Source organism: Vibrio sp. bablab_jr001 (assembly GCF_016464285.1).
GTDB lineage: Bacteria > Pseudomonadota > Gammaproteobacteria > Enterobacterales > Vibrionaceae > Vibrio > Vibrio fluvialis.
Window position 1 is genome coordinate 187,841 of the sequence record NZ_JACDWZ010000039.1, and the last position, 24,732, is coordinate 212,572.

The window sequence follows — 24,732 nt, forward strand, 5'->3', positions numbered from 1 at the left end:
CAATCGCTATCTCACACTCAATGCAGTATCAATAGCGTCACCGCTCCCGCAACAACCGACAGCACCATCGCTGGTGCAACCCTAACCCACAAGCCTCGATCCCCGATACTGATCACCATCCCCATTTTTACCAACGTATTGACCGAAGCAGCGATAATGATCCCCATCGCAGCGGTATAAGCATCCAGCGAGTGAGTACTTTGCCGGCCTAAAGCCAGCGTGATCGCATCAACATCCGTAATACCGGAGACCGCAGACAGTGCCAGTGTCCCCGCCTGACCAAACCAATCTGACAGCGCATGCGCGAGCAGCATGATAATGGCCAGAATGACACCAAACCAGAGTGCAGATTGCAGCGCTAACGGGTTTTTATGATTGGCCGACTGGTCTTCATTAAAATCCACATCCGTCGAGCGCCAGATAAACCAGGCCGGAATATAGAGCCCAATCATCATCACGACGATGACAGGCCAGAGAATCGGGGTTAATTCGGTATTGATCAGAGAAGCCACAATCAATAAACGCGGAAACATGGTACCGCAACAAAGCAGAATACCCGAAGCAAGGAGTGGGCTGATAGTGGGCTGATCGCGCGACAGATTGGAAAATTGTAAAGTCAGAGCGGTTGAAGAGCTGAAACCAGCAAACACGGATGTAAATAACACCCCGCGTTTCGCACCACCAATTTTAATCGCAAAGTAGCCGAGAAAGGAAATGCTGGCGATTAGCACCACCATCCACCAAATCTCATACGGATTGAGTGCCTGCCAAGGCCCGAAGCTTTGATTGGGTAGAAGCGGCAACATGACAATAGAAATCAACATCAGACGCAGCGCCGCGTCTAACTCGTACTCTTGCAGTTTTTGCAACGCTTCGTGCAGCTCTTTCTTGTTATCCAATACCACGGCCGTGATCACCGCCGCTGCGGCCGCAAGCACAGGTTCCCCAGACACAGCCAGACTACCAAGCACAAACGTCACCAGCAAACTGACCACCCCGGTGATACTGATGTCCTGACTTTTGCGTTGCTTGAGTACAAACGCGATGCTGGCTAATACCACCAGCGCCAGTAACGCAAAGCCAAGCAACAGCGGAGAATAATGAGCAGCCAGTATCGCAGACAAGCCACCGTAAAGACCGACCAACGAGAAGGTGCGAATACCCGCGACCCGACTGCCTTCAACATTGTTGCGAGCCACCCAACCACGTTGCGTACCGACGATCGCTCCAAGTAGCAGTGCGACGAGAAGATTCCAGACAACACTCTGGCCGCTGACAATTTCGTTTAAGTCCATCGCCCTCTCCTTATCTCATCACTTACCTTCAGTGTATGCGATTTACCCGGTTAATCCGTGAGCGAGGCAAAATTGTGGTTATCTTTCAGTGCACTGAAAAAGGGAGATAAAAAAGCGCGGCCAGATGCTGCGCTTTTCTTCACGTAATGCGGGTTACATTTTTTCCCGGCCATGTGGCGATTCCAGATCCAGTTCAGGACCAACCGGCACCACTTGTGTTGGGTTGATGGTTGTGTGACTGAAGTAGTAATGTCGCTTAATGTGGTAGAAATCCGTGGTCTCTTTCACACCCGTTACTTGATAGAGCTCTTTCATATAGCCATTCAGGTTCGGGTAGTCGGCGATACGTTTCTTGTTACATTTGAAATGGCCAACGTAAACCGCATCAAAGCGAATAAGCGTGGTAAACAAACGCCAGTCGGCTTCAGTAATTACACTTCCCGCCAGATAACGATGAGTAGCCAGATGCGCTTCCACTTTATCCAAAGCATCAAACAGGGAATCATACGCTTCTTCATACGCTTCTTGTGTGGTAGCAAAGCCGCAGCGATAAACCCCATTGTTGATGTTTGGATAAATGAACGTATTCCATTCATCGATCAACGGGCGTAGGTGTTGAGGATAGTAATCGTCATCGTTGCCAGTCAGCTCGTTGAATGCAGAGTTGAACATGCGAATGATTTCTGAGGATTCGTTACTCACGATGGTCTGAGTTTTCTTATCCCACAACACCGGGACAGTTACACGGCCTGTATAATCTGATTTAGCCTGAGTATAAATCTGGTGCATTTTTGTATGACCAAACAACGGCTCTGGGATGCCAAATTTCCAGCCTTCGCTCATCATATCCGGACAGACGATGGTCACATCAATATGTTCCTGAAGCTGCTTCAATGAGCGGAAGATCAGGGTACGATGCGCCCATGGGCAAGCCAGAGACACGTACAGATGATAACGACCTGATTCCGGAGCAAACTGTGCATCTGCTTTGTTTTCGATCCACCCACGAAAGCCCGCATCCTCACGCACAAAGCGTCCGCTGCTGCTTTTCGTGTCGTACCAAACGTCTTGCCACACGCCTTCGATCAGTTTACCCATGACTCACCTCGTTCTAATTCAAGTAATGCTTTAATTAAGTCCATTATAGATATTGAAAAATAGGATATAACCGGAGAGTTCTGGCTTAGTTATTCGAAAAATTTGAACTAGGTGTAACACCAGCCTTTAAGGCATATCAGGGTTCTCTAAGCAGTTAAAACCGACCCAAAACTGGGTCTTCATCCCGATCGATTTTACATCAACAATCTCACCGGGCTGTTGAGGGTAATGCACCCATCGGTCATAAAGACGATAGCTACAGGTTGTGATGACGCCTAACGCCAACATCACCACTATCACGTGACTGAGTAGCGATGGTGCTACTGCGGACAACTTAGGCTTTAACGATGCCCAAAATGCCGCCAATGAGATAATGGCCAGCAGTTGGCTCATCGGCGAATCCAATACACCGGAAACCAGACTGTACAGTAATCCTGTCAACATGCTCGCGCCTAACACTTTAGTGACACGGGAAGCAGCGGTGGTGACCTTAAACAACAGTAAAAAGCACAACGCAGCATAGCAAACAGCCGATATCCAACCCCAATGGACTAACACGTTTAACACTGAATTATGGGGGCGACCAAAGTTGAAGTCGTGGCAGACAAAGGCACCACCACCATTCCCCCAAAATGATGCAATACTCAATGCTTGTGACCACAACGCCAGCCTGTCTGACGTTGTAGTGCGAAATAAAATGGCTTCACTTTCAATACCAAGAAGATACGACGGCAGTGGATTCAAAAATGCAAATGAAATACACGCCCCAAAAAAGGCGGCGATTAACAGCGTCTTGATCCATTGGCGCCACAGCGCCCTGTCCACTAGGGACATCAGAATAAAACCGGACAACACAGCCAGAACGACTCCCCTGCCGTTAAGGGTAAAGCAGACTGAAAACGCCATTGAAACCGAAAGCAATGGCAAGAAGGCAGATTTTTTTCTTCTCAGAGCACGCACGGCCAAATATGCCATGGGCAAAATTAACCAAACTTGCACCTGATTAATAAATCGGGGATTAGAAAATCCGTAGAAGGTTGTCGTACCAACTGGAACTCGGTGATAGAGAAGCGTCCAGAACGCCACTGCGACACTCAAAAATAGCAAGACATTAAGCAACATCGCTAAATTGAATAACACTGAGCGAGAAGACTGAAAATAAGAATTGAACAGGCCTAGCAGTAAAAACAAGCCCATCAGATAAAACCATTGGGTTGGCGCACTGATACTATAGTGACTCAATGCAGTGGCAATCATACTGGATACGATAAACACCACTGCCAATCCTTTAACTGGCTGTTCAAGCGATTGATAAACTTTGATCACAGGCCGGCGAATACGTGCCGACACAACCAATCCTGCCGCAAATAAAATGAGCAACAGGCTGACAACTAAGCGTTTAGAGTCATAGATAAACAACAGTTGGTTGCGCGGAATAAAGACATTAAAACTAAAGACAATCAGCGACCAGAAAGTCAGTTTGACGATCAAGGTTTCCCATAACGAATTACGATTCACCATTTGCGCCTTTCATTATTATTTTCAATAACCTGAGTATTGTTGATATTTTATAAATGGCAAACTTGGATCGGCGTTTTGAGAATTGAGAGCAACGAAGAACTTGGAGCGAGAAATAAAGACAAAAAAAGCGCGACCCAATTAAGGAGCCGCGCTTAAGCCCGTCACAGGCTGAATTTACGCACTAACGTGCAAGCAGGATACGGAATGCGTATCTGTGCCTTCGATTTGTGGTTTGGTCTTCGCACATTCCGCGGTTGCTTGCGGGCAACGAGTACGGAATACACAACCGGATGGTGGATTGATTGGCGACGGCAAATCACCTTCCAACATCTGAATTACTTTGGCGCGCTCCAGGTTTGGATCCGGAATGGGTACCGCCGACATCAGCGCTTTGGTGTATGGATGCAGAGGGTTAGCAAACAGTTCATCGGCTTCGCCCAGTTCCACCGCATTGCCCAAGTACATCACCAATACGCGGTCAGAAATGTGTTTTACCACTGATAAATCGTGCGCGATGAACACCAGGCTGAGGCCCAGTTCTTTCTGTAGCTCTTTCAGCAGGTTGACCACCTGAGCCTGAATTGAGACGTCCAACGCTGATACAGGTTCGTCACAGATGATCATCTTAGGTTTCAGAATCAACGCGCGAGCGATACCGATACGCTGACACTGGCCACCTGAGAACTCATGCGGGTAACGGTTAATCACGTTAGGCAACAGGCCTACTTTAGCCATCATTTCCTTAACGCGATCTTTGACTTCCTGCTTAGACAGCTCTGGGTAGAACGTCTGCAATGGTTCAGCAATGATGTCGCCCACCGTCATACGCGGGTTCAGAGAAGCCAGCGGATCCTGGAAAATCATCTGAATTTCTTTACGCGTATTGCGGCGTTTCACTTCCTGCATGCGAGTCAGATCCTGACCCAGCCAAACCACTTCACCTTCGGTTGACTGAACCAGACCGATGATCGCGCGGGCAAAGGTGGATTTACCACAGCCGGACTCACCCACAACGCCCAATGTTTCGCCTTCGTAAAGACGCACGTTAACGCCGTCTACCGCTTTCAGAGTAGATGGTTTAGTCCATGGCCAGCCCGATTTAGCCGCGATGCTGAAGTGAACTTTCAGGTTTTTTACATCTAACAGTAATGGTTTATCTGCGCTCATTTTGTCCAAGTCTCCCAATCAGAAAAACAAGCACGCTGACGACCATCACCAAATGGAGTCAGAATCGGTGCTTCACGCTTACAACGGTCCATCACACGATGGCAGCGCTCTTGATAAGGGCAGCCAACAGGCAGACGCAGTAAGTTTGGCGGGTTGCCAGGAATGGTTGGCAGAATTTCGCCTTCTGTATCCAGACGAGGAATCGCTTTAAGCAGACCTTCCGCGTATGGGTGACTTGGGTTATAGAAAATCTCGTTAACGCTGCCGTACTCCATGGTACGACCCGCGTACATCACCAGCACTTTGTCACACGATCCTGCAACCACACCGAGGTCGTGAGTGATCATGATGATTGCCGTGTTGAATTCGCGCTTCAGCTCGTTCAGCAGATCCATGATCTGCGCCTGCACGGTCACATCCAGTGCAGTGGTTGGTTCGTCGGCGATCAGCAGTTTCGGACGACACAGCAGTGCCATCGCGATCATCACACGCTGACGCATACCGCCCGAGAATTCGTGTGGATACATGGTGATACGTTTACGTGCTTCAGGGATTTTCACCGCTTCCAGCATGCGTACTGATTCTTCAAACGCTTCCGCCTTGCCCATGCCTTTGTGCAGCATCAATACTTCCATCAGCTGATCGCTGACTTTCATATATGGGTTCAGAGACGTCATCGGGTCTTGGAAGATCATCGCGATCTGCTCGGAACGAACTTTGTTCAGTTCTTTCTCAGGCAGGTTAAGAATCTCTTTACCTTCGAATTTTGCACTGCCCGAAATCTTACCGTTTTTCGCCAGCAGGCCCATGATCGCGAATACCGTCTGAGATTTACCCGAACCGGACTCACCGACAATACCCAGTGTCTCACCTTGTTTAAGTGAGAAGTTCAAATCGTTGACTGCGGTTACGATACCATCTTGCGTGGTAAATTCGACGCGCAGATCTTTGACATCTAATAAGCTCATCATTGCTTCCTTAATCTTGCTCTTTTCTGATTATCTGTCTTTTGGATCCAGCGCGTCGCGCAGGCCGTCACCGACGTAGTTAAAACAGAACAGGGTAATCACCATGAATGCGGCTGGGAAGAGAAGCTGCCAAATCGCGACTTCCATTGTGTTCGCACCTTCTTGTAGCAGTGCACCCCAGCTGGTCATTGGTTCCTGTACACCCAGACCAAGGAATGAGAGGAAAGATTCTGTCAGAATCATGCTTGGGATCAGCAGCGTTGAGTAAACGGCTACGATACCCAGTACGTTAGGCACGATATGACGGGTAATGATTCTCCATTTGCTAACACCACATACGTGGGCCGCTTCGATAAATTCTTTGCTGCGCAGGCTCAGAGTCTGGCCACGCACGATACGCGCCATATCCAGCCAGGCAATAGCGCCGATAGCAACGAAAATCAGAATGATATTACGACCGAAGAAGGTCACCAGTACGATAACCAGGAACATGAACGGAATTGCGTACAAAATTTCCAGAATACGCATCATGACACGGTCAGTACGGCCGCCGATGAAACCAGAAGCAGCGCCATACAGCGTACCAATCAGAACCGCCACCAGCGCGCCCATGATACCGACCATCAGAGAGATACGGCCACCCACCAGAGTTCGCACCAACAGGTCACGACCCAAAGCATCGGTACCAAACCAGTGCTCAGCCGTTGGCGCTGCATGCATTGCGTACCAGTCCGTATCTTCGTATGTGTAAGCAGAGAACATTGGCACAAAAATAACGGCCAGTGTAATTAAAGACAGAATGAACAAGCTGACCATCGCCGCTTTGTTGCGCATGAAACGAATGCGAGCATCCTGCCACAGGCTGCGACCTTCAATTTCCAGGTTCTCAGTGAACTTTTCGATCGCTTCTAAGTTTTCTTTTTTGGTTAACATAATATCCGTGTCCAATTAGTAGCGAATTTTAGGGTCGATATACGCGAGCAGAATATCCACAACCGCATTGAAGAGAATGAATAGGAAACCGATAAGGATCGTTACACCCATAACCAGAGAGTAATCACGGTTAAAGGCAGCGTTAACGAACAGTTTACCAATCCCTGGCAGACCAAAAATCGTCTCGATAACCACTGAACCGGTAATGATGCCGACGAATGCCGGGCCCATGTACGATACAACAGGCAACATTGCTGGTTTCAGCGCGTGTTTAATCACGATGTAGCTGTAGCTCAGGCCTTTCGCACGTGCGGTACGAATAAAGTTACTGTTCAGTGTTTCAATCATTGAACCACGGGTAATACGCGCAAAAGTTGCAACGTACAATAGCGACATACCAATCACAGGCAGCGCCATATAGTGGAAGGAGCCATCTTGCCAACCACCCGCCGGGAACCAGCCAAGGTTGATGGAGAAGATGTAAATCAATACCGGCGCTAACACGAAGGATGGCATGACCACCCCGAGCATGGCCGTCGACATTATCGTGTAGTCTATCCAGGTGTTGTGCCTTAGTGCCGCAATTGTGCCAACCGCTACCCCCATAATGACGGTAAAGATGAAGGCCGCAAAACCCACTTTGGCAGATACTGGCAGCGCACTCGCGATAAGCTCGTTCACCGAATAGTCTTTGTATTTGAATGATGGACCAAAGTCACCCTGTAGGATGTTGGTCAGATACGTTAAATACTGTTCAGATACTGGTTTATCCAAACCGTATTTCGCGTTGATGTTGGCCATTACCTCTGGCGGCAAAGGACGCTCAGAAGAAAATGGGTTACCTGGTGCAAAACGCATCAGAAAGAAAGATATTGTGATCAGCACCAACAAGGTTGGAATCGCTTCAAATATCCTTTTTGCAATGAATTTAATCATAAACTCACTCTTTCAGTCTGTGACAATAGAAAATGAAAAGACGCTGTATGTGCGCTGCACATACAGTGTCTATATATTTATAGTTTTAAATGCTCAGGAATTACTGAGCTTTGATGTAAAGATCTTTTGCGTAGATCTTATCTTCCGCGTTACCAGCTGGGTAGCCGCCAACAGTCGGAGATACTAGACGTGATTTAACGTACTGGTAGATAGGCGCGAGTGGCATATCACGAGCCAGCAGTTTCTCAGCATCAACGTACAACCCTTCACGTTCAGCGTCTGAAGTGGTGTTCATCGCTTTTTCCATCACTGCATCGTATTCTGCACTGTGATATTTCTGGTCGTTTGAGCTGTTGTTAGACTGCATCAGTGACAGGAAGCTTGATGCTTCGTTGTAGTCACCACACCAACCTGCACGAGTCACGTCGTAGTTACCTTGACGACGAGTATCCAGGAAGGTTTTCCACTCTTGGTTTTCTAGCGCTACGTCAACACCCAGTGTGGTTTTCCACATTGATTGGATCGCAGTTGCAATCTTCTTGTGGTTTTCTGAAGTGTTGTACAGCAGTGTGAATTTCAGAGGGTTTGATTTGTCGTAACCCGCTTCAGCCAGAAGTTTCTTCGCTTCAGCAATGCGCTCTTTCTGAGTCATCTTGCCGTAAGCTGGCATTTCTGGGTGGAATCCTGCCGTGATTTCTGGCGTCAGGAAGTAAGCAGGTTTCTGGCCTTGGCCAAGAATCGCGTCGGTGATGATGTTACGGTCAATCGCGTAAGACAGTGCTTTACGGATACGAACATCGTTGAAAGGCGCTTTCTGGTTGTTGAAACCGTAGTAGTAAGTACACAGGTTACCTTGTACTTGAACTGACTCTGGGTGCTCTTTCTGCAGACGTTTGAAGTGCTCAAGTGGCAGTTCGTTGGTGATCTGGATTTCGCCAGATAGGAAACGGTTCATTTCCGCAACTTGGTTTTCAATCGGCAGGTAAGTCACTTTGTTGATGACTGTGTGCTCGTTGTCCCAGTAGTTCGGGTTACGTTTCAGTTCCATGCGTTCGTTCACAACCCATTTGTCTAGAACGTATGCACCGTTACCGACGAAGTGATCAGGTTTAGTCCACTGATCGCCCCATTTTTCAACCGTTGCACGGTGAACTGGTTTCACAGTAGTGTGGCCCATCATTTTCACAAAGTATGGAACCGCTGATTCAAGTTTGATCTCCAGTGTGTTTGCATCCAATGCTTTCACACCCAGAGTTTCTTTGTCTTTTTTCCCTGCGATGATGTCAGCAGCGTTTTCCATCGTCGTCATCTCTAGGTACCAAGAGTATGGCGACGCGGTTGCTGGATCAACTGCACGTTTGAAGCTGTATACGAAGTCTTCAGCAGTCACAGGATCGCCGTTAGACCATTTCGCATTTTTGCGCAGGTGGAAAATAAAGGTTTTGTTGTCTGTCGTTTCCCAGCTTTCAGCCACACCTGGAATAGTGTTGCCAGCTGCATCCTGGTTCACCAAGCCTTCTAGCAAATCGCGGATAACGTTTGACTCAGGCACACCTTCCGTTTTGTGCGGATCGATAGACGCAACTTCAGTACCGTTACCGCGTACGAGTTCTTGTACATCCGCCAATTTGGTGCCTGCTGGAACGTTAGCAGCGATGGTTGAGAAAGAAGTGGTTGCCACTGCAAGGCTAGCGCCTAGAAGAAGGGCTTGTGTGATTTTATTTTTATACATGCATAAACTCCAAGTTTTCATTTTGCATCCATGACTTCTCTGGAGAGCATCTAGAACGAAACGGCTAGCACTCAGGTTGCTTAGTGCAAAAACTAAACTAAAAAAACCTAAACCCTCACAGAGAATGCGGCACACATTAGCAATCATCGAAGTAATTTGCCATAAATTTGTGGCAAAAACTGAATATATTCTGAGCCAACTTCAATAATTAGCGTAATACTTCAAGCTTGTTCTATAGGCTAGATTATTAGAACAAAGAACAACTTACGCGTAGACCATAGTGCCATTTCATCTAACTAAGATTGCATTTATAGAATCTTATGCTAGAAATTACTCAAAAATTTAACATTTAGTGTACAAGGCGTCTAATTGAAAGTGATGATCCACTCGTCAGATGACAGGATTTGTGAAGATAATCACCTCTTGCACTAGGATGATCAGGACTGCACTTCTTCGGCGCAGCCAGTGCATAAATATTGAAAGGATAGTTCGGCAGGAAACAGGAATATGCAGCGACCCACTTTGCATCAGTGGGCGCTGCAATTGAGCATTATTGAGCGTCGCGAATCAGTTCTGCGAGGCTGGTTAAACGGCGGCGGGAATCTTTCACGTACGGATTTTGAGTATCCCAGGCATAGCCAGCCAAAATAGAACAGATCATCTGTTTGATACGCTGATTGGGCTTGTCATAGTAGATAACATCCTGAAGCGAACCGTCATACCACCCTTCTACATAAGTGCGGAACGTGTTCACACCCACCATCAACGGCTCGGCATACTCTTGCTGCCAATCAACGGCTTCACCGCTCAATTGACGCTGCACGCAGCGCACCGCAAATTGCGCAGATTTCATGGCAATTGTTACACCGGATGAAAAGACCGGATCCAAAAATTCGCCGGCGTTGCCAAGCAAAGCATAATGGCGGGTAGCAAGGTGCTTCACGTTCGCAGAGTAACCACGCAATTCACCAGGCGCATTTGGGTATTCCGCCTGCTTGAGCAGCTCTGCCAGGCCAGGCTCTTCACTCACCAGTTGTTGCAGTGCGGTGAGTTTGTCCTGCGGATAACGTTCAAAGAACGCGGGCTCACCAACCACACCTAAAGAGCATGTACCGTTAGAGAATGGGATCAACCAGTACCATACGTCGCTGTTCTCCGGATGAACGGAAATCAGAATTTTATTGCGGTCATAAGGCAGGCTTTCGGACTGAATATGATCAACCACGTGAGTAAAAATCGCTTTACGTGGCGGTAAGCAAGATGGTTCTTCCAACTCGAGCAATTTTGGCAATACTCTGCCAAATCCACTGGCGTCCAATACATAGTCCGCTTCTACCTGGTAGTGTTGATCCAACTCGTCTGCAATCGTCAACCAAGATTTTGAACCTTCAAAAGTTACCGCCAGCACTTCATGACCGTAACGAATCTCCACGCCCTGCTCTGCCGCGCTGTCAGCCAGTACTTTATCAAAGTTGGCGCGTTGGACCTGAAACGTCGTGCCCGGTCCTGGCGTAAATTTATCGGTGAAATCAAACTCGGTATACACGCCCTGCTTGCGAAACGCCGCCCCATTTTTAAATTGGAATCCCGCAGCTTGCACCGCGTCGGTCATGCCCGCCTCTTCAACCACTTCCATACACGCTGGAAGCAAACTTTCGCCGATGGAAAAACGCGGAAACTGCGCTTTTTCGACCACCAGCACATCAATTCCTTGCTTGAGCAACAGTGCTGCAGCCGTCGAACCTGACGGGCCTGCACCGATAATAACCACTTGACGCTGCTGAATATTCATTGTTTTTACTGTCATTTTGACTTTGCTTTGAGTTTAAGTAAGGTATGGCCTAAACCAATATTGTCGGTACGTTCTTCAATGACCAACCCCGCCGCTTCGATAAGTTCAAGGAAGTCATCACTGCGGTAGAAACGGCTGTTGCCGTTGGCAAGGCAGGTGAAATAGAGTGAAGTCGCATTCAGACTGTATGACGCCGCATCATATTTCTGTGCATCCCAAAACAGTTCGAGAATATACACCACGGCATCTTCGGTTAACTGAGCTCGTACCCGTTGCAGGATACTGAGAATTTCCATTGGTGAAAAGCAGTCAAGAAACTGGCTCATCCACCATACGTCGGCTTTCTCCGGCAGCGCTTGCGCTTTGTCGAGCATATTGGCCGGATACGGATGAATACGCTCGGCAAATCCTTGCTCGGACGCATTACGCATCGCCATTTCCAGTTGCTGTGGTAAGTCGACAATCGTTACCTGCACCTCTGAATCATAACGGCAGCATTGCAGTGCCCATTTTCCGGTGTTGCCGCCAATGTCGACCAGATGTTTCGGCTTGTCGGCAAACACCCGTTCCAACAGAACCGGGAACGAGCGATCGGAGTAAAAATGGTCGAACTGGAACCAGCTCTGTTTGGCTTGTTCCGGCAGGCGTGACAACCCTTGGTAAATGGTTTCCCAATCCCCCAGCTCTTTCAGCCCCGCAGGCTTGCCCTCTTCTATCGCCTCCGTTAAGTGCATCATCGCGGCGTAACAGACGTCAGCGGTGAAATCCATATTGGCGCGGGTCATGCCGTCATGCAGCAGGAAAAAGCCCAAATTAGCAAGACGATAGTGCGGTTTAGTCCACAAGACGATGTTGGCGCTAATCGCCATGTCGAGCAGCACTTTTACGCCGTACTCGGATACGCCTGTCTGCTGATGAATTGCCTGTGCGGACAAACCAGTGTCACCCGCCTCATCCAGTGCTTTTAAAATCCCCAAATCACGCAATGTTCTTGCGGTATGGAATACGATCGGGGCAAATGAAAGTTTTTGGGCTTCAGTCTTCGCTTCGAGAGCGTTAAAGGGGTCAAGTTGTTCCATCAAGAGAACCTAGCTGTTATTAGTGTGTTCGGAAATTCACCTATTGAGCCGCCGCAGCTTGCGCAAGCTGTTTCTTAATATCGACGTTTAAGTTGTTGACCCAACGGTTATAATTGCGGTGAATGCTACCATCGTTCGCTTTTAAGTTTTCTGACCTAACGTAAAGAATTGAGTAGTATTTTTCGTTATAAGGAATATGAATTTCAGCGAAATGGTTACGCACACTAATTTTGGCGTCCAAAAGGCCGGGCTCTATCTCTTGAATAACCCAGCCGCGTTGAAGTGCTGCTTGAGTAATTGCTAATTTAATTTGATCACTTTGAAGATTATAAGCAACTGGAGTATTCTCCACATTCAGAACATGCTGGACGCGACCACAAGCAGCCAACAAAAATATTAATAAAACTGATAGGGTTAATTTAATTACCTTCATGGCTTATCCTTATTTTCAGCAAAATGAAAAGTCGGCCATAGTATTTAATCCCCTCGGCAACAAATCAATCGTTTATGTCAAATCAATTGCAATTCATGTCGTTCAATATCGACGCCTGGTCAGCCAACGCGCAGGGAATTCATCAATGCGATGAATGGAAATCATGGAGTCAGGATGGAATCTGGCCAGAAGGGCCGATTGAAGCCGGACTCATTCCGCCAATGATGCGCCGCCGCATGAGTCCGCTCAGTAAATTAGCGGTTCAAACGGCACTCTCTTTAATGAACGAGCATGCGGTTGATTATCTGGTATTTTCCAGCCGTCATGGTGAACTGCATCGCAGTGCCGAGCTGGTGAAAGAGATTCTACACGGCGAAGAAGCCTCTCCGATGAACTTCTCGCAGTCGGTGCACAACACGGCAGCCGGACTATCAACCATCGCCAGCAAACAAGCCATTCCGGTCACCTCGATTGTGGCGGGAGACAACACTTTTCACAGCGCACTGACTGAAGCTTGGTTGTATCTGTCAGAGCATCCTGAGCAACGTGTGCTGCTGGTCGATTTTGATCTACCCCTGCCACAAGCCTATCAGGAATTTGAAGACAAGCAGTTCAGCGGATACGCATTGGGGCTGGTTCTTTCTGCGGGCGGCCAGTGGAACGTGACCGGATTGGCAGCAACTTCAGAGGTCGATATCCTGCCTCAGGCACTGGTCGTGCTGAAACATTATCTGGCTAGTGAAACACAGTGGTTGGTTCAGGGCGAGCGCAACACTTGGCAATGGCAGCAGAAATGAAAATCATCAGCCAGTATTGGCGAATATTCGCCACCGGTTTCTGTTTCAGCGTGTTTGGCCTTGGCGGCCTGACCCTGAGCTTTATCATCATTCCGTTGATTCGGCTGACAACGCGCGAGCAAATTAAACGAGAATATCGGGTACAAAAAGTGATTCGTGCCACCTTCAACTTCTTTTGCAAGTTAATGAAGGCCACTGGCGCAATTGATTATCGAATTGACGGAGCGGAGATCCTCAAGCAGGACCGCAACTGTTTGATTGTCGCCAACCACCCAAGCCTGATTGACTATGTGCTGATAGCTTCGCAGTTACCGCAATGCGACTGCTTGGTGAAATCGGCCATTTGGTCCAATCCGTTTATGAAGCACATCGTCAAAGCGGCTGGCTATATTCCTAACGAAACGCCGGATGATCTGCTGAGCCTGTGTGATGAGCGTTTTGAGCGCGGTAACGTGCTGCTGGTCTTTCCGGAAGGCACCCGCACCACGCCGGGAGTAGAATCCAAATTGCAACGCGGCGCAGCGCAGATTGCGATTCGTACTGAACGCGATTTACGCGTCATTCACATTACAGTGACACCCAGCTTTCTGACGAAACAGAAAAAGTGGTATCAGGTTCCCGATACACGTCCATTTTTCCTGATGGAAGTTAAGGATAAAGTTGAGGTCGCGCCCTTTATAGAGCAAACTAACAATCCGACTTCGGCGGCTAGGCGATTAAATCGACATTTAGCTGAAGTGATTTTTCCAGTTGATAAATAACAAAAAAAGTAGGTCCCAGTGGAAACACTACACAACGACATTAAACAATTGATCATCGATGCCCTGAATCTAGAAGACATCAGCATTGATGATATTGATACTGAAGCTCCTCTTTTCGGAGATGGTTTAGGTCTGGATTCGATTGATGCGCTTGAGCTTGGCTTAGCGATCAAAAAGAAATACAACATTGTGATTGACGCGGACGACACCAACACTCGCCAACATTTTTCATCCGTCGCCAATCTGGCTCGTTACATCTCATCTCAAACCAGTAACTAATTGATAGACATCGCTATGACAGACACAAATAAGCAGCAAGTATTTGATCAGGTTAAAGACGCTCTGGTAGAGCTGTTTGAGATCGACGCCGACGACATTCAGCCAGACGCGCATCTTTATCAGGACCTAGATCTGGACAGCATTGACGCCGTGGATTTGGTGGTTCATCTGCAAAAAGTTACCGGCAAGAAAATTAAGCCGGAAGAGTTTAAGGCCGTACGCACCGTTGAAGACGTGGTTGAAGCGGTAACCGAACTGCTCAAGGACGCCTGATGCGCCAACTGCTGACAGCCCTGTCTGCAATTGTTCTGCTCGCTTACCCTTTCGCTGTCTATTATGGCATCGATAAACTTGGATTAAGTATCATTGGGCTGTTACTTGCTGTGATGTTCGCTTTACGCATCATCACAGCAAGTCGAACCAAACTAAAAGAATTCAAACAGTTAGCTGCAATTAGTGGTCTCATTGGGATCACTTTGATTATTTTGGGCGTGGTGTTTCGCAAAGAAGGGTGGCTGATGTTCTACCCGGTGGCGGTTAACGCCTGCATGCTGCTGTTTTTTGCCAGTAGCCTTAAGCAACCACAGACCCTGATTGAACGTCTGGCCCGTTTACAAGAACCCGATTTACCTGCCAGTGGCGTGCGATATACGCGCAAAGTCACGCAGGTGTGGTGTCTGTTTTTCCTATTCAATGGAATCACAGCGCTGTACACCTGTTTTTTGCCGCTGGAAATCTGGACGCTGTACAACGGTCTTATCAGTTACTGCCTAGCTGGCGCACTGTTTACCATTGAATGGCTGGTTCGCCGCTCTGTTCGTCAACACGATTGAACACCAAACTGTTTGCCAGAATAACTGTTCGCAAGGACTGATAAAGCATGAATCACAGCAACACTCCTTTCTGTTCCCTGTCACAACTCTTACTAACATCACGTGACAAGAACGTGGTGGCCTTTCAGGGCGATGAACACATTGGCTGGTCGCAGTTTGTTCAGAATGTGAGTGATTACACACATCTTCTGAATCGCTACCCGCAACCAACCGTCGCCCTGTGCGCCCGTGACAGTTACTGGTTCGCCGTCGGCTTTTTTGCTCTGTGTCACAGTGGAAAATCCATAGTGCTGCCTGGTAATTATCAGCCTCAGGCGCTGGCTGAATTGAGCGCCCATTTTGATCTTTTGCTGCACGACAGTGAACTGAACGATATCGCCAACTGCCCGAATATCGAATTGGGCAAAGTGACGGATCCATCGCCGCATTTCGACTTTGCTCCGCTTGATCTTGATGCGACCAAACTGACCCTGTTTACGTCCGGTTCGAGCGGCGTACCAAAAGCGATTCATAAAACGTTGCGTCAACTGGATGTCGAAGTCAGCATTCTGCAGTCTTTGTGGGGCGAAGCCCTGTCAGGATGCCGAATTGAAGCGACCGTATCGCATCAGCACATTTATGGCTTACTGTTTCGCCTGTTATGGCCTTTGTGCGCAGGCCGACCGTTTGCACGTCACAATCTGGAGTTCCCAGAGCAAGTGAACGCTCACGCAAGCCCTGACGTGGCGTTAATCAGCAGCCCCGCGTTATTAAAACGCCTATCGGAAGAACATCAGGCAAACACTCTGCGCATGACGTTTTCATCCGGCGGCCCACTGCCCCACTCTGCGGCTGTCCACGCCCACGAACTATTTGGCTCGCTGCCCGTCGAAGTGTTTGGCAGTACGGAAACGGGCGGTATCGCGCATCGTCAACAAGCCCATGCAGTGACACCTTGGCAGCTGTTTCCGCGTGTTGAAGCGACACTCAATCAAGAAAACTGTCTGCGCCTGCGTTCTGCGCATGTCGATCCACAAGGGTGGTATCAAACTGCCGATGAGTGCGAATTTGTTGATGAACGCCACTTTGTGCTCAAAGGACGGACTGACCGCATCATTAAAGTGGAAGAAAAGCGGGTTTCTCTGGTCGAAGTGGAAAAACGTGCAGAGCAACTTAGCTATATTGATGAGTGCGCCGTGATCCCGGCCAGCGAAGGTGAACGCACCGTATTGCTGGCGGCGATTGTGCTGACCCAAGACGGTCACCAAAGCGTCGCAACATTGGGCAAAGGTAAATTCTGGCTGCTGCTGCGCAACGAACTGCGCCAATGGCTTGAACCGATTGCCGTGCCGCGCCGCTTTCGCATCGTCACGGAAATTCCGCTCAACAGTCAGGGCAAAAGACAAAATACCGAAATCGAGCGACTGTTTGCCGATGCGCAGACTCGCGATTAGATAACGAGCACTATGATCAAAAGAAAACCGACGTTACTGGCTACCGACATTCAACCATCGCAGGCAACATTGTCCTTGCGGGTGGATGCCGACATTCTGGATTTTTCCGGCCATTTCCCACAGTTTGCTCTGCTGCCGGGCGTATCGCAGATCGACTGGGCAATTTTCTACGCTTGCGAACTGCTGTCGACGCCCGACCAGTTTAAAGGGATGGAAGTGATCAAGTTTCAGGAGCCGATTTTGCCAGATATGGAAGTCATCCTGACCCTGAACTGGGATGCCGACAAACAAAAACTGGCGTTTCAATATCGCTCCGAACGCGATGGTCACCCAGTGGTGCATTCCTCGGGCAAAATGAAACTGGGAGAACGCAGTGACTGAGAATTCCTTCGCTCCCGCGTATCATCCCTGCTTTTTGATCCCCTGCTACAACCACGGCTCAACCGTAGCCGCGGTGCTTGATTCGCTGGCTCGTTTTGAGTTTCCGGTGCTGCTGGTCGATGACGGCAGTAATCAGGAAACCAAAGCCGCGCTGAGTGAAGCCGCACAACGCGATAACGTGCATCTGCTGACGCTGCCAGTCAATCAGGGCAAGGGCGGCGCGGTGATGGCGGGCATCCGTCAGGCGCACTGGCTTGGTTTTAGCCACGTGATTCAGATTGATGCTGATGGCCAGCACGATATTGAAGCGCTGCCTACACTGATTGAAGCGTCTCAGGCCAATCCGCAGCATCTCATTTCCGGCCAACCGGTGTATGACGAGAGCGTACCAAAAGCGCGACTTTATGGCCGTTACGCTACGCATATCTGGGTATGGATTGAAACGCTGTCGTTTGCTATCAAAGACAGTATGTGCGGTTTTCGCGCCTATCCTGTGGCCAAAACCGTCGAGGTACTAAGCCGTTTTGATATTGGCAGCCGCATGGATTTCGACATCGAAATTCTGGTGCGTATGTACTGGCAAGGTGTCGACATCGATTTCGTCGAGACACGGGTGATTTACCCGGAAGGCGGCATTTCTCACTTCGATGCGCTGTGGGACAACGTCAAAATCAGTTGGATGCATACCCGTTTGTTCTTTGGCATGCTGCCAAGAATCCCGGCACTGCTGGCCAGAAAAAAACGTCGCCAAACAGGCAGCGACGCTCACTGGTCAAAACGTCAGGAGCGCGGCACAGTACTTGGCATCAAAACACTGATGTGGGTTTACCGCCTGCTGGGTCGCGGCGCGTTTCAACTGATCCTCAGAGGGGTGATGGCTTATTACTACCTGACGGGCAAACAGGCACGCCGCGCGTCTGAGCACTATTTGCAACAGTTGACCCATTACGCTGCCAGCAACCACATCACGCTGCCTGTCAATCTGACCAGCTATCGGCATTTGCTTTCGTTTGGCGAAACCATGCTCGATAAGCTGGCGGCCTGGCGCGGAGATTTTAGTGCCGACAACCTGACCATTCATGGCCAGGAGCAGTTTCAGTCGATGGTGGAAAAGCAGCAAGGTGTGCTGATTTTAGGTTCGCATCTTGGCAACATCGAACTGTGTCGCGCGCTCGGCCGTCGTCACGCCAACATCAAGATCAATGCTCTGGTGTTTACCGAACATGCTGAACGCTTCAACGCGGTGATGAAAGCCATCAATCCGAGCTCCGAACTCAACCTGATTCAGGTCTCGACACTCGGCCCTGACACCGCCATTCTGCTGCAACAGAAAATTGAGCAGGGCGAATGGGTAGTGATTGTCGGCGATCGCACCTCCACCAGCAAAGAGAGCCGCGTGGTCTGGGCCGATTTCCTTGGTCAATCTGCACCGTTCCCGCAAGGGCCATTCATGCTGGCATCCGTATTAAAAGCGCCGGTTTACCTCTTGTTTGGTCTGCGTGACGACACACAAAAAACACCACATTTTGACGTTTATTTCGAACATTTCAGCGATGGTATTGAGCTGCCAAGGGCACGCCGACAAGCCGCGCTGCAAGAAGTGGTTCAGCGCTATGCTGAGCGCCTGCAACACCACACGCTGAATGCACCGCTACAGTGGTACAATTTTTTCAACTTTTGGACATTAAGCAAACAACACCATGACGATGAACAACAATAAGATTCTCTTTGGCGCGGAGCGCCTGACCATCGAAGATGTGGTCGCTATTGCCAATGGCGCACAGGCGGCAATTAACGATTCTGACGCCTACAAAGCGCGCATCGATCGCGGAGTGGCGTTTCTTGAGCGTCTGTTGAAAGAAGAAGGCGTGATTTACGGCGTGACGACCGGTTACGGCGACTCATGCACCGTGGCCATTCCACCCAGTCTGGTTGAAGAACTGCCGCTGCACCTGACCCGTTTCCACGGTTGTGGCTTGGGTGAAATTCTGACTCATGAGCAGTCGCGCGCAGTTCTGGCCACGCGTTTGTGTTCGTTGGCACAAGGTGTTTCTGGTGTGTCGCACGATGTGCTCAATCAACTGATCAATCTGATTAACTTTGATATCGCGCCGCGCATTCCTCAGGAAGGTTCGGTTGGAGCCAGCGGCGATTTGACGCCTCTGTCCTACGTTGCCGCAACACTCATCGGTGAGCGAGATGTACTGTACAAAGGCGAACTGCGCGAAACCCGCGACGTGTTTGCCGAACTGGGTATTCCGCCGATCAAGCTTAAACCCAAAGAAGGTCTGGCGCTGATGAACGGCACGTCAGTGATGACCGCGCTGGCCTGTCTGGCGTACAAACGCGCAGAATATCTGGCACAGCTCTCGACCAAAATCACGGCGCTGGTCTCGGTGGGCATGCACGGCAACGACTTCCACTTTGATGAAGCGCTGTTTGCGGTGAAACCTCATCCTGGTCAACAACAAATTGCCGCTTGGCTACGTGACGACCTTCAGGCTGAACGTCCACCACGCAATAGCGACCGTCTGCAGGATCGTTACTCGCTGCGCTGCGCACCGCACGTCATTGGTACAGTGCAAGATGCTCTGCCGTGGTTGCGTCAGCTGATTGAAAATGAACTCAACAGCGCTAACGACAACCCAATTATCGATGGCGACAACGAACGCGTGCTGCATGGTGGTCATTTCTACGGCGGCCACATCGCCATGGCGATGGACACGTTAAAAACTGGCGTGGCAAACCTGGCCGATCTGCTGGATCGCCAAATGGCTCAGCTGATGGACTACAAGTTCAACAACGGCCTGCCATTTAACCTCACCGGAGCAGAAGGCGCACGTAAACCGATTAACCACGGTTTTAAAGCAGTACAAATTGGCATCTCAGCCTGGACAGCAGAAGCGCTGAAACACACCATGCCAGCGAGCGTTTTCTCCCGATCCACGGAGTGTCACAACCAGGACAAAGTGAGCATGGGCACCATCGCCGCGCGCGACTGTTTACGTGTTCTGCAACTGACCGAACAGGTGGCGGCGGCTTCACTGCTGGCGGCCACACAGGCGATTGAGCTGCGTAAACGTCATCAGGAACTGGATGAGCAACACATGAGCCACAGCCTGAAGCAGATGGTTGACGCGGTGCAGAGTGAGTTTGAATTTGTGGTAGAAGATCGCCCGTTAGAAGCCGATCTGCGCTTGTTCATCGAACGTATTCAGACCCAACACTGGGCCTTGTATTAATCATTGAGGAGAAAGTATGAGTGATGTGACTTTCCCGCTGGAAACAGAGGTGACACTGGTCACCTCTTTTCAGGACGCCGACCCGATGGGCGTGGTGTATCACGGCAACTACTTCCGCTATTTTGAAGAAGCACGCCGTGAGCTGTTGGATAAAATTGCCTATGGCTATCTGGCGATGAACGATTCCGGCTACATGTGGCCGGTTATCGATACTCGCGTTAAATATGTGAAAGCGATTCCGTTTAACCATAAAATTCGCGTCCATGCTCGCCTGACTGAATGGGAAAATCGCCTGCGCATTGACTACGTCATCTTTGATGCCGAAAGCGGTCAACGTATGTGCAAAGCGCACACCACTCAAGTTGCGGTCGAACGACAAACGCAAGAAATGTGTTTCGTCTCCCCAACGGTTTTCACCGACAAAGTGTCCCACTGGCACCAAACCGGAGAGTGTCTGGCATGATGGCAAAAAAGACGTATCGCTTACTTACCCTGCTGGCGCTCAGCGCCGCCAGTCTATTCTCAACAGCCATGGCTCAGGTCACTGATCTGGCGTCGCTGCAGACTCAGTTGCAACGCTTTGAGATTGTGCGTGGTGACTTCACGCAAAGCCGTAAAATTGAGATGTTTGCCGAGCCACTCTCTTCGCAGGGCACATTTCTGCTTGATAAAGCGCATGGCCTGTTGTGGCAACAAAGTACACCTTTTCCGGTCAATCTGGTGCTGACGCAAGACAAATTGCGCCAGACGTTTGCCGGCCAAGCGCCGCAAACCATCACCGCCAAAGAGAACCCGATGGCATTCTATTTCAGCCATATTTTCCTGTCGGTGTTCCACGGTGACACCGAGCAACTGCAATCTGAATTTGACCTCGATTTTTCTGTTCAGGATGAGCAGTGGACGCTGGTTCTGACTCCGAAAGGCGCTCCTCTCAACGCGGTGTTTAAACACATTACGTTGCAGGGTCAAGACGATATCAACGCTCTGTCACTGCAGGAAGTTCGTGGTGATAACACCGAGATCCGCTTCAGCGCGCAAACGCACGAGCCGCAAACGTTAAGCCAAGCGGAACAAGCGCAGTTTGAGTTTTAATATGCCAAACTTGCCAAGCTCCCGCTCCATTGCCTCTTCGCGCCTCGCCTTTTTATGGCTGGCGCTGGTTGTGCTAGCTTCAGCATTGCTCGTGAAACAATGGGCCTTTTCGGCTAGCTCGCCGATTGAAACCGACATCATGAAGCTGCTGCCGCAGTCACGGCAGAACCCGCTCGCTCAGGCCGCGTTTGATAAAGTGACTGACAGTATGAGCGATAAAGTCGCCTTTGTTCTGACTGGTAAGGATTCCACGTCACTGTTCGCTGCCGCGCGCGACCTCGAAACCAAACTCCGTCACCAGAGTGAACTGACTGAAGTCACCGGACAGATTGACGCAGCCAAGCAGCAAGCCTGGGCGAGTTATTACTTTCAGCACCGTTTTCAATTTCTGACTGACGCGCAACGTAACCGTCTCAAAACGACACCAGAACAGCAGGTGCAAAGCGTCATCCAAGCGCTCTATAATCCCTTTTCCGGCGTGACCGGACAGGAGCTCGCCAGCGATCCGTTTCTGCTGTTTCGTGATTACCTCAGTCACCTCAATCAGTTGTCGACCCAATTTCAATTGCACCAAGGTTTCCTGACCACACAAAAAGATGGTCAGACGTACGTACTGCTCACCGCCTCACTGACTGATTCGCCTTATAGCCTGCAAGCTCAGCAGATCGTGGCTCAGGTTAATGAGTGGCAACAAGCAATCAAGCAGCAGTATCAGGTCGAGATGGCTTACACCGGCGTGGTGTTCTACGCAGATTTCGGGACCCGCAGCGCCAAATCTGAAATCAGCACCATCGGCAGCGTGTCGCTGCTCGGCATTGTGCTGTTGGTTATGCTGGTGTTTCGCAGCGCGGCGCCACTGCTGCTGGCTTTGCTATCGGTATCGGTCGGATTATTGGTTGCCTTAGCGACGACCACTGCCATTTTCGGCAAGGTGCATCTGTTCAGTTTGGTGTTCGGCGCCAGCTTGATTGGCGTTTCCATCGACTACGCGTTCCATTATCTGACTGATCGTCTGGCTGCCGGTAGACGTTGGGACAGCGTTGCCGGGCTCAAACACATTCTTGCCGCCATCACGCTGGGATTAATCACCAGTTTAATTGGCTATTTGGGCTTGCTCGTTGCGCCGTTCCCGGGCTTGCAGCAACTGGCGCTCTTCTCCGCGATTGGTTTGCTGGCCGCCTACGCTACCGTGGTGAGTTGGTATCCGTTACTGGCGCGCGCGCCAACGCCCTCTCGTCATTTGCCCGCCATGGGCTTGCTCAGTCGATGGCTCGATTGGTGGCAAGGTCGCACTATACGCATCGCTCTGCCTTCAACGCTTCTGGTGCTCAGTGCCATCGCTCTGACACAGGTGCACTACGATGACGACATTCGTCAACTGCAAGCCATGCCTCAGGCATTAAAGCAGCAGGAAACGCGGGTCAGTCAGGTCACTGGCATGAACTCGTCACAGCAGATGTTGGTGGTTTCGGCCAACGATGACGAGGCCCTGATGCAGAAACTTGAACAGCTCGATGGCACACTGCAAAACTGGCAACAGGATCAGGTGTTACAGGGTTACCAGAGCCTGCATCAATATCTGGCGTCACAGCAGCGCCAGCAAAGCGACTTTGCGCTGGTTGAGCAACTCTACCAAGGCTTTGCTCCGCAACTGAGTCAAAGCTTGCGACTGGCTAGCGAGCCGACGTTGAGCGCCTCATTTATCCCCGTATCGCTGAGTGATTATCTGAGCGCAAGTGTCTCTGAGCCGGTGAAGTTTCTCTATCTTGGCCGGATTGGCGAAGCGGTCGCCGCGGTCATCATGTTAAAAGGCGTGCAGCATGCCTATGTGATTCAGGCGTTTGCTGCCAATGACGCACATCTGGCTTATCTGGATAAAGCAGCCGAAATCTCGCAGCTGTTTGGCGAGTACCGCGTCAAAGTGATGGAGCTGCTGGCGGCTGCCTTGGCCGGAATCGCCCTGCTGCTGATGTGGCGTTACGGCTGGCGACACACGCTGCGCATTCTGTTCCCCTGTGTGATTGCGTGCATGGTCGGACTGGCGGTCACTGTGCTGACGGGTTCGGCTCTCAACCTGTTTAACCTGCTGGCCTTAGTGCTGGTGATTGGTATCGGTATCGACTACACACTGTTTTTTGCCGAGCAGTCTCGCAGCCATAGCACGTTGCTCGCGATTACTTTGTCGGCGATAACCACTCTGCTGTCGTTTGGTCTATTGGCTCTGAGCCAGACTCACGCGATTCACAGCTTCGGTGTCACCACCTTAAGCGGCATTTTTATTGCCTGGCTGCTCTCGCCGCTGGCGATTCAGCCACCACCACCTTCGGAGTCAAAATCATGAAGTGGTTACTGACCAGTCTGATGAGTCTTTGGTTGTGCGCTTGCAGTTTGCAACCCCAGATCAGCGCGACACAAGTCGAAATCAGCCCGGATGTTTGGGTAGAACTGCCTAAGCCGGCTCAGCTTAGTCAGTCGTTTACCGCCAGCCAGCTGATTTCAGCGACCTGGCACAACGAAACTGGCCACAGTCAAAGTCAGCAGTTACCGGTGCAGCTTCAGGTCAGCGATCAGCAGGTGCTGCTGGCGGGCTTTTCCTCGTGGGGCACACGCATTCTTTCTCTCGATTACGATGGCGAGCAGATTCAGACTCAGGTGCTGTCCGGTTTAGAGAACACCGTTCCAAAGCCGGAACAGGTACTATTTAACCTGATGATCACGCTCTGGCCGCGAAATGCTTGGGAAGCCCCGCTAAATAAGGTAAGGTGGCGAATTATTGATGACGCTAATCAGCGCACTGTGATCAATGAAAAAGGTGAAACTATTCTGGCTATCACCTACTCCGGCGACACTCCGCTTAGCGGCGATATTCATTTTAAGAATCTGCCTCTGAACTACGACATCACGATTCAGACGCTGACTCTTCAACCGACACAAACAGCATCACAACAGTAGATAAGCCA

At 50.0% G+C, this 24,732-nt stretch carries 24 protein-coding genes; 13 read left to right on the forward strand and 11 right to left on the reverse strand.

Going from position 1 to position 24,732, the window contains the following annotated elements:
- Window positions 1-17 precede the first annotated feature (17 nt).
- The 11 genes from JIG40_RS03600 to JIG40_RS03650 form a co-directional block, all read right to left on the reverse strand.
- Complete coding sequence (locus JIG40_RS03600; RefSeq protein ID WP_199464764.1) at window positions 18-1,295, reverse strand: MgtC/SapB family protein; 1,278 nt, start codon at window positions 1,293-1,295, stop codon at window positions 18-20.
- A 153-nt stretch (window positions 1,296-1,448) separates the two neighbouring features.
- The gene (locus JIG40_RS03605) at window positions 1,449-2,393 is read right to left on the reverse strand and encodes a glutathione S-transferase family protein (protein WP_199464765.1); all 945 of its coding nucleotides are present in this window, start codon (window positions 2,391-2,393) and stop codon (window positions 1,449-1,451) included.
- A 126-nt stretch (window positions 2,394-2,519) separates the two neighbouring features.
- Complete coding sequence (locus tag JIG40_RS03610) at window positions 2,520-3,914, reverse strand: O-antigen ligase domain-containing protein (protein WP_199464766.1); 1,395 nt, start codon at window positions 3,912-3,914, stop codon at window positions 2,520-2,522.
- Window positions 3,915-4,088: 174 nt separating this feature from the next.
- A complete protein-coding gene (gene oppF / locus JIG40_RS03615) occupies window positions 4,089-5,081 on the reverse strand; it encodes a murein tripeptide/oligopeptide ABC transporter ATP binding protein OppF (protein WP_020330148.1) in 993 nt (330 codons plus the stop codon).
- A complete protein-coding gene (locus JIG40_RS03620; RefSeq protein WP_020428807.1) occupies window positions 5,078-6,049 on the reverse strand; it encodes an ABC transporter ATP-binding protein in 972 nt (323 codons plus the stop codon). The genes oppF and JIG40_RS03620 overlap by 4 nt, the downstream gene beginning before the upstream one ends.
- Window positions 6,050-6,079: 30 nt before the next feature.
- On the reverse strand, window positions 6,080-6,982 hold the full coding sequence (gene oppC / locus JIG40_RS03625; protein WP_020330146.1) for an oligopeptide ABC transporter permease OppC: 903 nt from the start codon (window positions 6,980-6,982) through the stop codon (window positions 6,080-6,082).
- 15 nt (window positions 6,983-6,997) lie between these two features.
- Complete coding sequence (gene oppB, locus JIG40_RS03630; RefSeq protein ID WP_020330145.1) at window positions 6,998-7,918, reverse strand: oligopeptide ABC transporter permease OppB; 921 nt, start codon at window positions 7,916-7,918, stop codon at window positions 6,998-7,000.
- 100 nt (window positions 7,919-8,018) lie between these two features.
- Window positions 8,019-9,650, reverse strand: a complete 1,632-nt coding sequence (locus JIG40_RS03635) for an ABC transporter substrate-binding protein (protein ID WP_020330144.1) — start codon at window positions 9,648-9,650, stop codon at window positions 8,019-8,021.
- A 550-nt stretch (window positions 9,651-10,200) separates the two neighbouring features.
- On the reverse strand, window positions 10,201-11,442 hold the full coding sequence (locus tag JIG40_RS03640; RefSeq protein WP_199464956.1) for an NAD(P)/FAD-dependent oxidoreductase: 1,242 nt from the start codon (window positions 11,440-11,442) through the stop codon (window positions 10,201-10,203).
- Between the two features lie 11 nt (window positions 11,443-11,453).
- Entirely contained in the window at window positions 11,454-12,521 is a 1,068-nt protein-coding gene (locus JIG40_RS03645; RefSeq protein ID WP_199464767.1) for a class I SAM-dependent methyltransferase, read from the reverse strand.
- Window positions 12,522-12,561: 40 nt separating this feature from the next.
- Window positions 12,562-12,954 (reverse strand): hypothetical protein, encoded by a 393-nt coding sequence (locus tag JIG40_RS03650; protein WP_199464768.1) that lies wholly within the window; start codon window positions 12,952-12,954, stop codon window positions 12,562-12,564.
- A gap of 74 nt (window positions 12,955-13,028) precedes the next feature.
- Between JIG40_RS03650 and JIG40_RS03655 the strand changes: the two genes are divergently transcribed.
- The 13 genes from JIG40_RS03655 (at window position 13,029) to JIG40_RS03715 (ending at window position 24,724) form a co-directional block, all read left to right on the forward strand.
- Window positions 13,029-13,751, forward strand: coding sequence for a beta-ketoacyl synthase chain length factor (locus JIG40_RS03655; RefSeq protein WP_047457041.1), 723 nt, complete (start codon window positions 13,029-13,031; stop codon window positions 13,749-13,751).
- Entirely contained in the window at window positions 13,748-14,512 is a 765-nt protein-coding gene (locus JIG40_RS03660; protein WP_199464769.1) for a lysophospholipid acyltransferase family protein, read from the forward strand. Before JIG40_RS03655 ends, JIG40_RS03660 begins: the two co-directional genes overlap by 4 nt.
- 18 nt (window positions 14,513-14,530) lie before the next feature.
- Window positions 14,531-14,791, forward strand: a complete 261-nt coding sequence (locus JIG40_RS03665; protein WP_020330137.1) for a phosphopantetheine-binding protein — start codon at window positions 14,531-14,533, stop codon at window positions 14,789-14,791.
- A 15-nt stretch (window positions 14,792-14,806) separates the two neighbouring features.
- Window positions 14,807-15,064, forward strand: coding sequence for an acyl carrier protein (locus tag JIG40_RS03670; RefSeq protein WP_020428819.1), 258 nt, complete (start codon window positions 14,807-14,809; stop codon window positions 15,062-15,064).
- Window positions 15,064-15,624 carry a hypothetical protein gene (locus JIG40_RS03675; RefSeq protein ID WP_154184270.1) on the forward strand — a complete coding sequence of 187 codons (561 nt, stop codon included), beginning with the start codon at window positions 15,064-15,066 and terminating at the stop codon, window positions 15,622-15,624. Before JIG40_RS03670 ends, JIG40_RS03675 begins: the two co-directional genes overlap by 1 nt.
- A 47-nt stretch (window positions 15,625-15,671) precedes the next feature.
- The gene (locus tag JIG40_RS03680) at window positions 15,672-17,057 is read left to right on the forward strand and encodes an AMP-binding protein (protein WP_199464770.1); all 1,386 of its coding nucleotides are present in this window, start codon (window positions 15,672-15,674) and stop codon (window positions 17,055-17,057) included.
- A 12-nt stretch (window positions 17,058-17,069) separates the two neighbouring features.
- On the forward strand, window positions 17,070-17,438 hold the full coding sequence (locus tag JIG40_RS03685; protein ID WP_199464771.1) for a 3-hydroxyacyl-ACP dehydratase: 369 nt from the start codon (window positions 17,070-17,072) through the stop codon (window positions 17,436-17,438).
- A complete protein-coding gene (locus JIG40_RS03690) occupies window positions 17,431-19,158 on the forward strand; it encodes a glycosyltransferase family 2 protein (protein WP_199464772.1) in 1,728 nt (575 codons plus the stop codon). Before JIG40_RS03685 ends, JIG40_RS03690 begins: the two co-directional genes overlap by 8 nt.
- A complete protein-coding gene (locus JIG40_RS03695) occupies window positions 19,139-20,680 on the forward strand; it encodes an aromatic amino acid ammonia-lyase (protein WP_199464773.1) in 1,542 nt (513 codons plus the stop codon). The genes JIG40_RS03690 and JIG40_RS03695 overlap by 20 nt, the downstream gene beginning before the upstream one ends.
- A gap of 16 nt (window positions 20,681-20,696) precedes the next feature.
- Complete coding sequence (locus JIG40_RS03700; RefSeq protein WP_020330130.1) at window positions 20,697-21,143, forward strand: acyl-CoA thioesterase; 447 nt, start codon at window positions 20,697-20,699, stop codon at window positions 21,141-21,143.
- A gap of 68 nt (window positions 21,144-21,211) precedes the next feature.
- Window positions 21,212-21,772, forward strand: a complete 561-nt coding sequence (locus JIG40_RS03705) for an outer membrane lipoprotein carrier protein LolA (RefSeq protein ID WP_222771312.1) — start codon at window positions 21,212-21,214, stop codon at window positions 21,770-21,772.
- Between the two features lies 1 nt (window position 21,773).
- Entirely contained in the window at window positions 21,774-24,113 is a 2,340-nt protein-coding gene (locus JIG40_RS03710) for an MMPL family transporter (protein ID WP_199464774.1), read from the forward strand.
- Window positions 24,110-24,724 (forward strand): DUF3261 domain-containing protein, encoded by a 615-nt coding sequence (locus JIG40_RS03715; RefSeq protein ID WP_020428828.1) that lies wholly within the window; start codon window positions 24,110-24,112, stop codon window positions 24,722-24,724. Before JIG40_RS03710 ends, JIG40_RS03715 begins: the two co-directional genes overlap by 4 nt.
- Window positions 24,725-24,732: the final 8 nt, after the last annotated feature.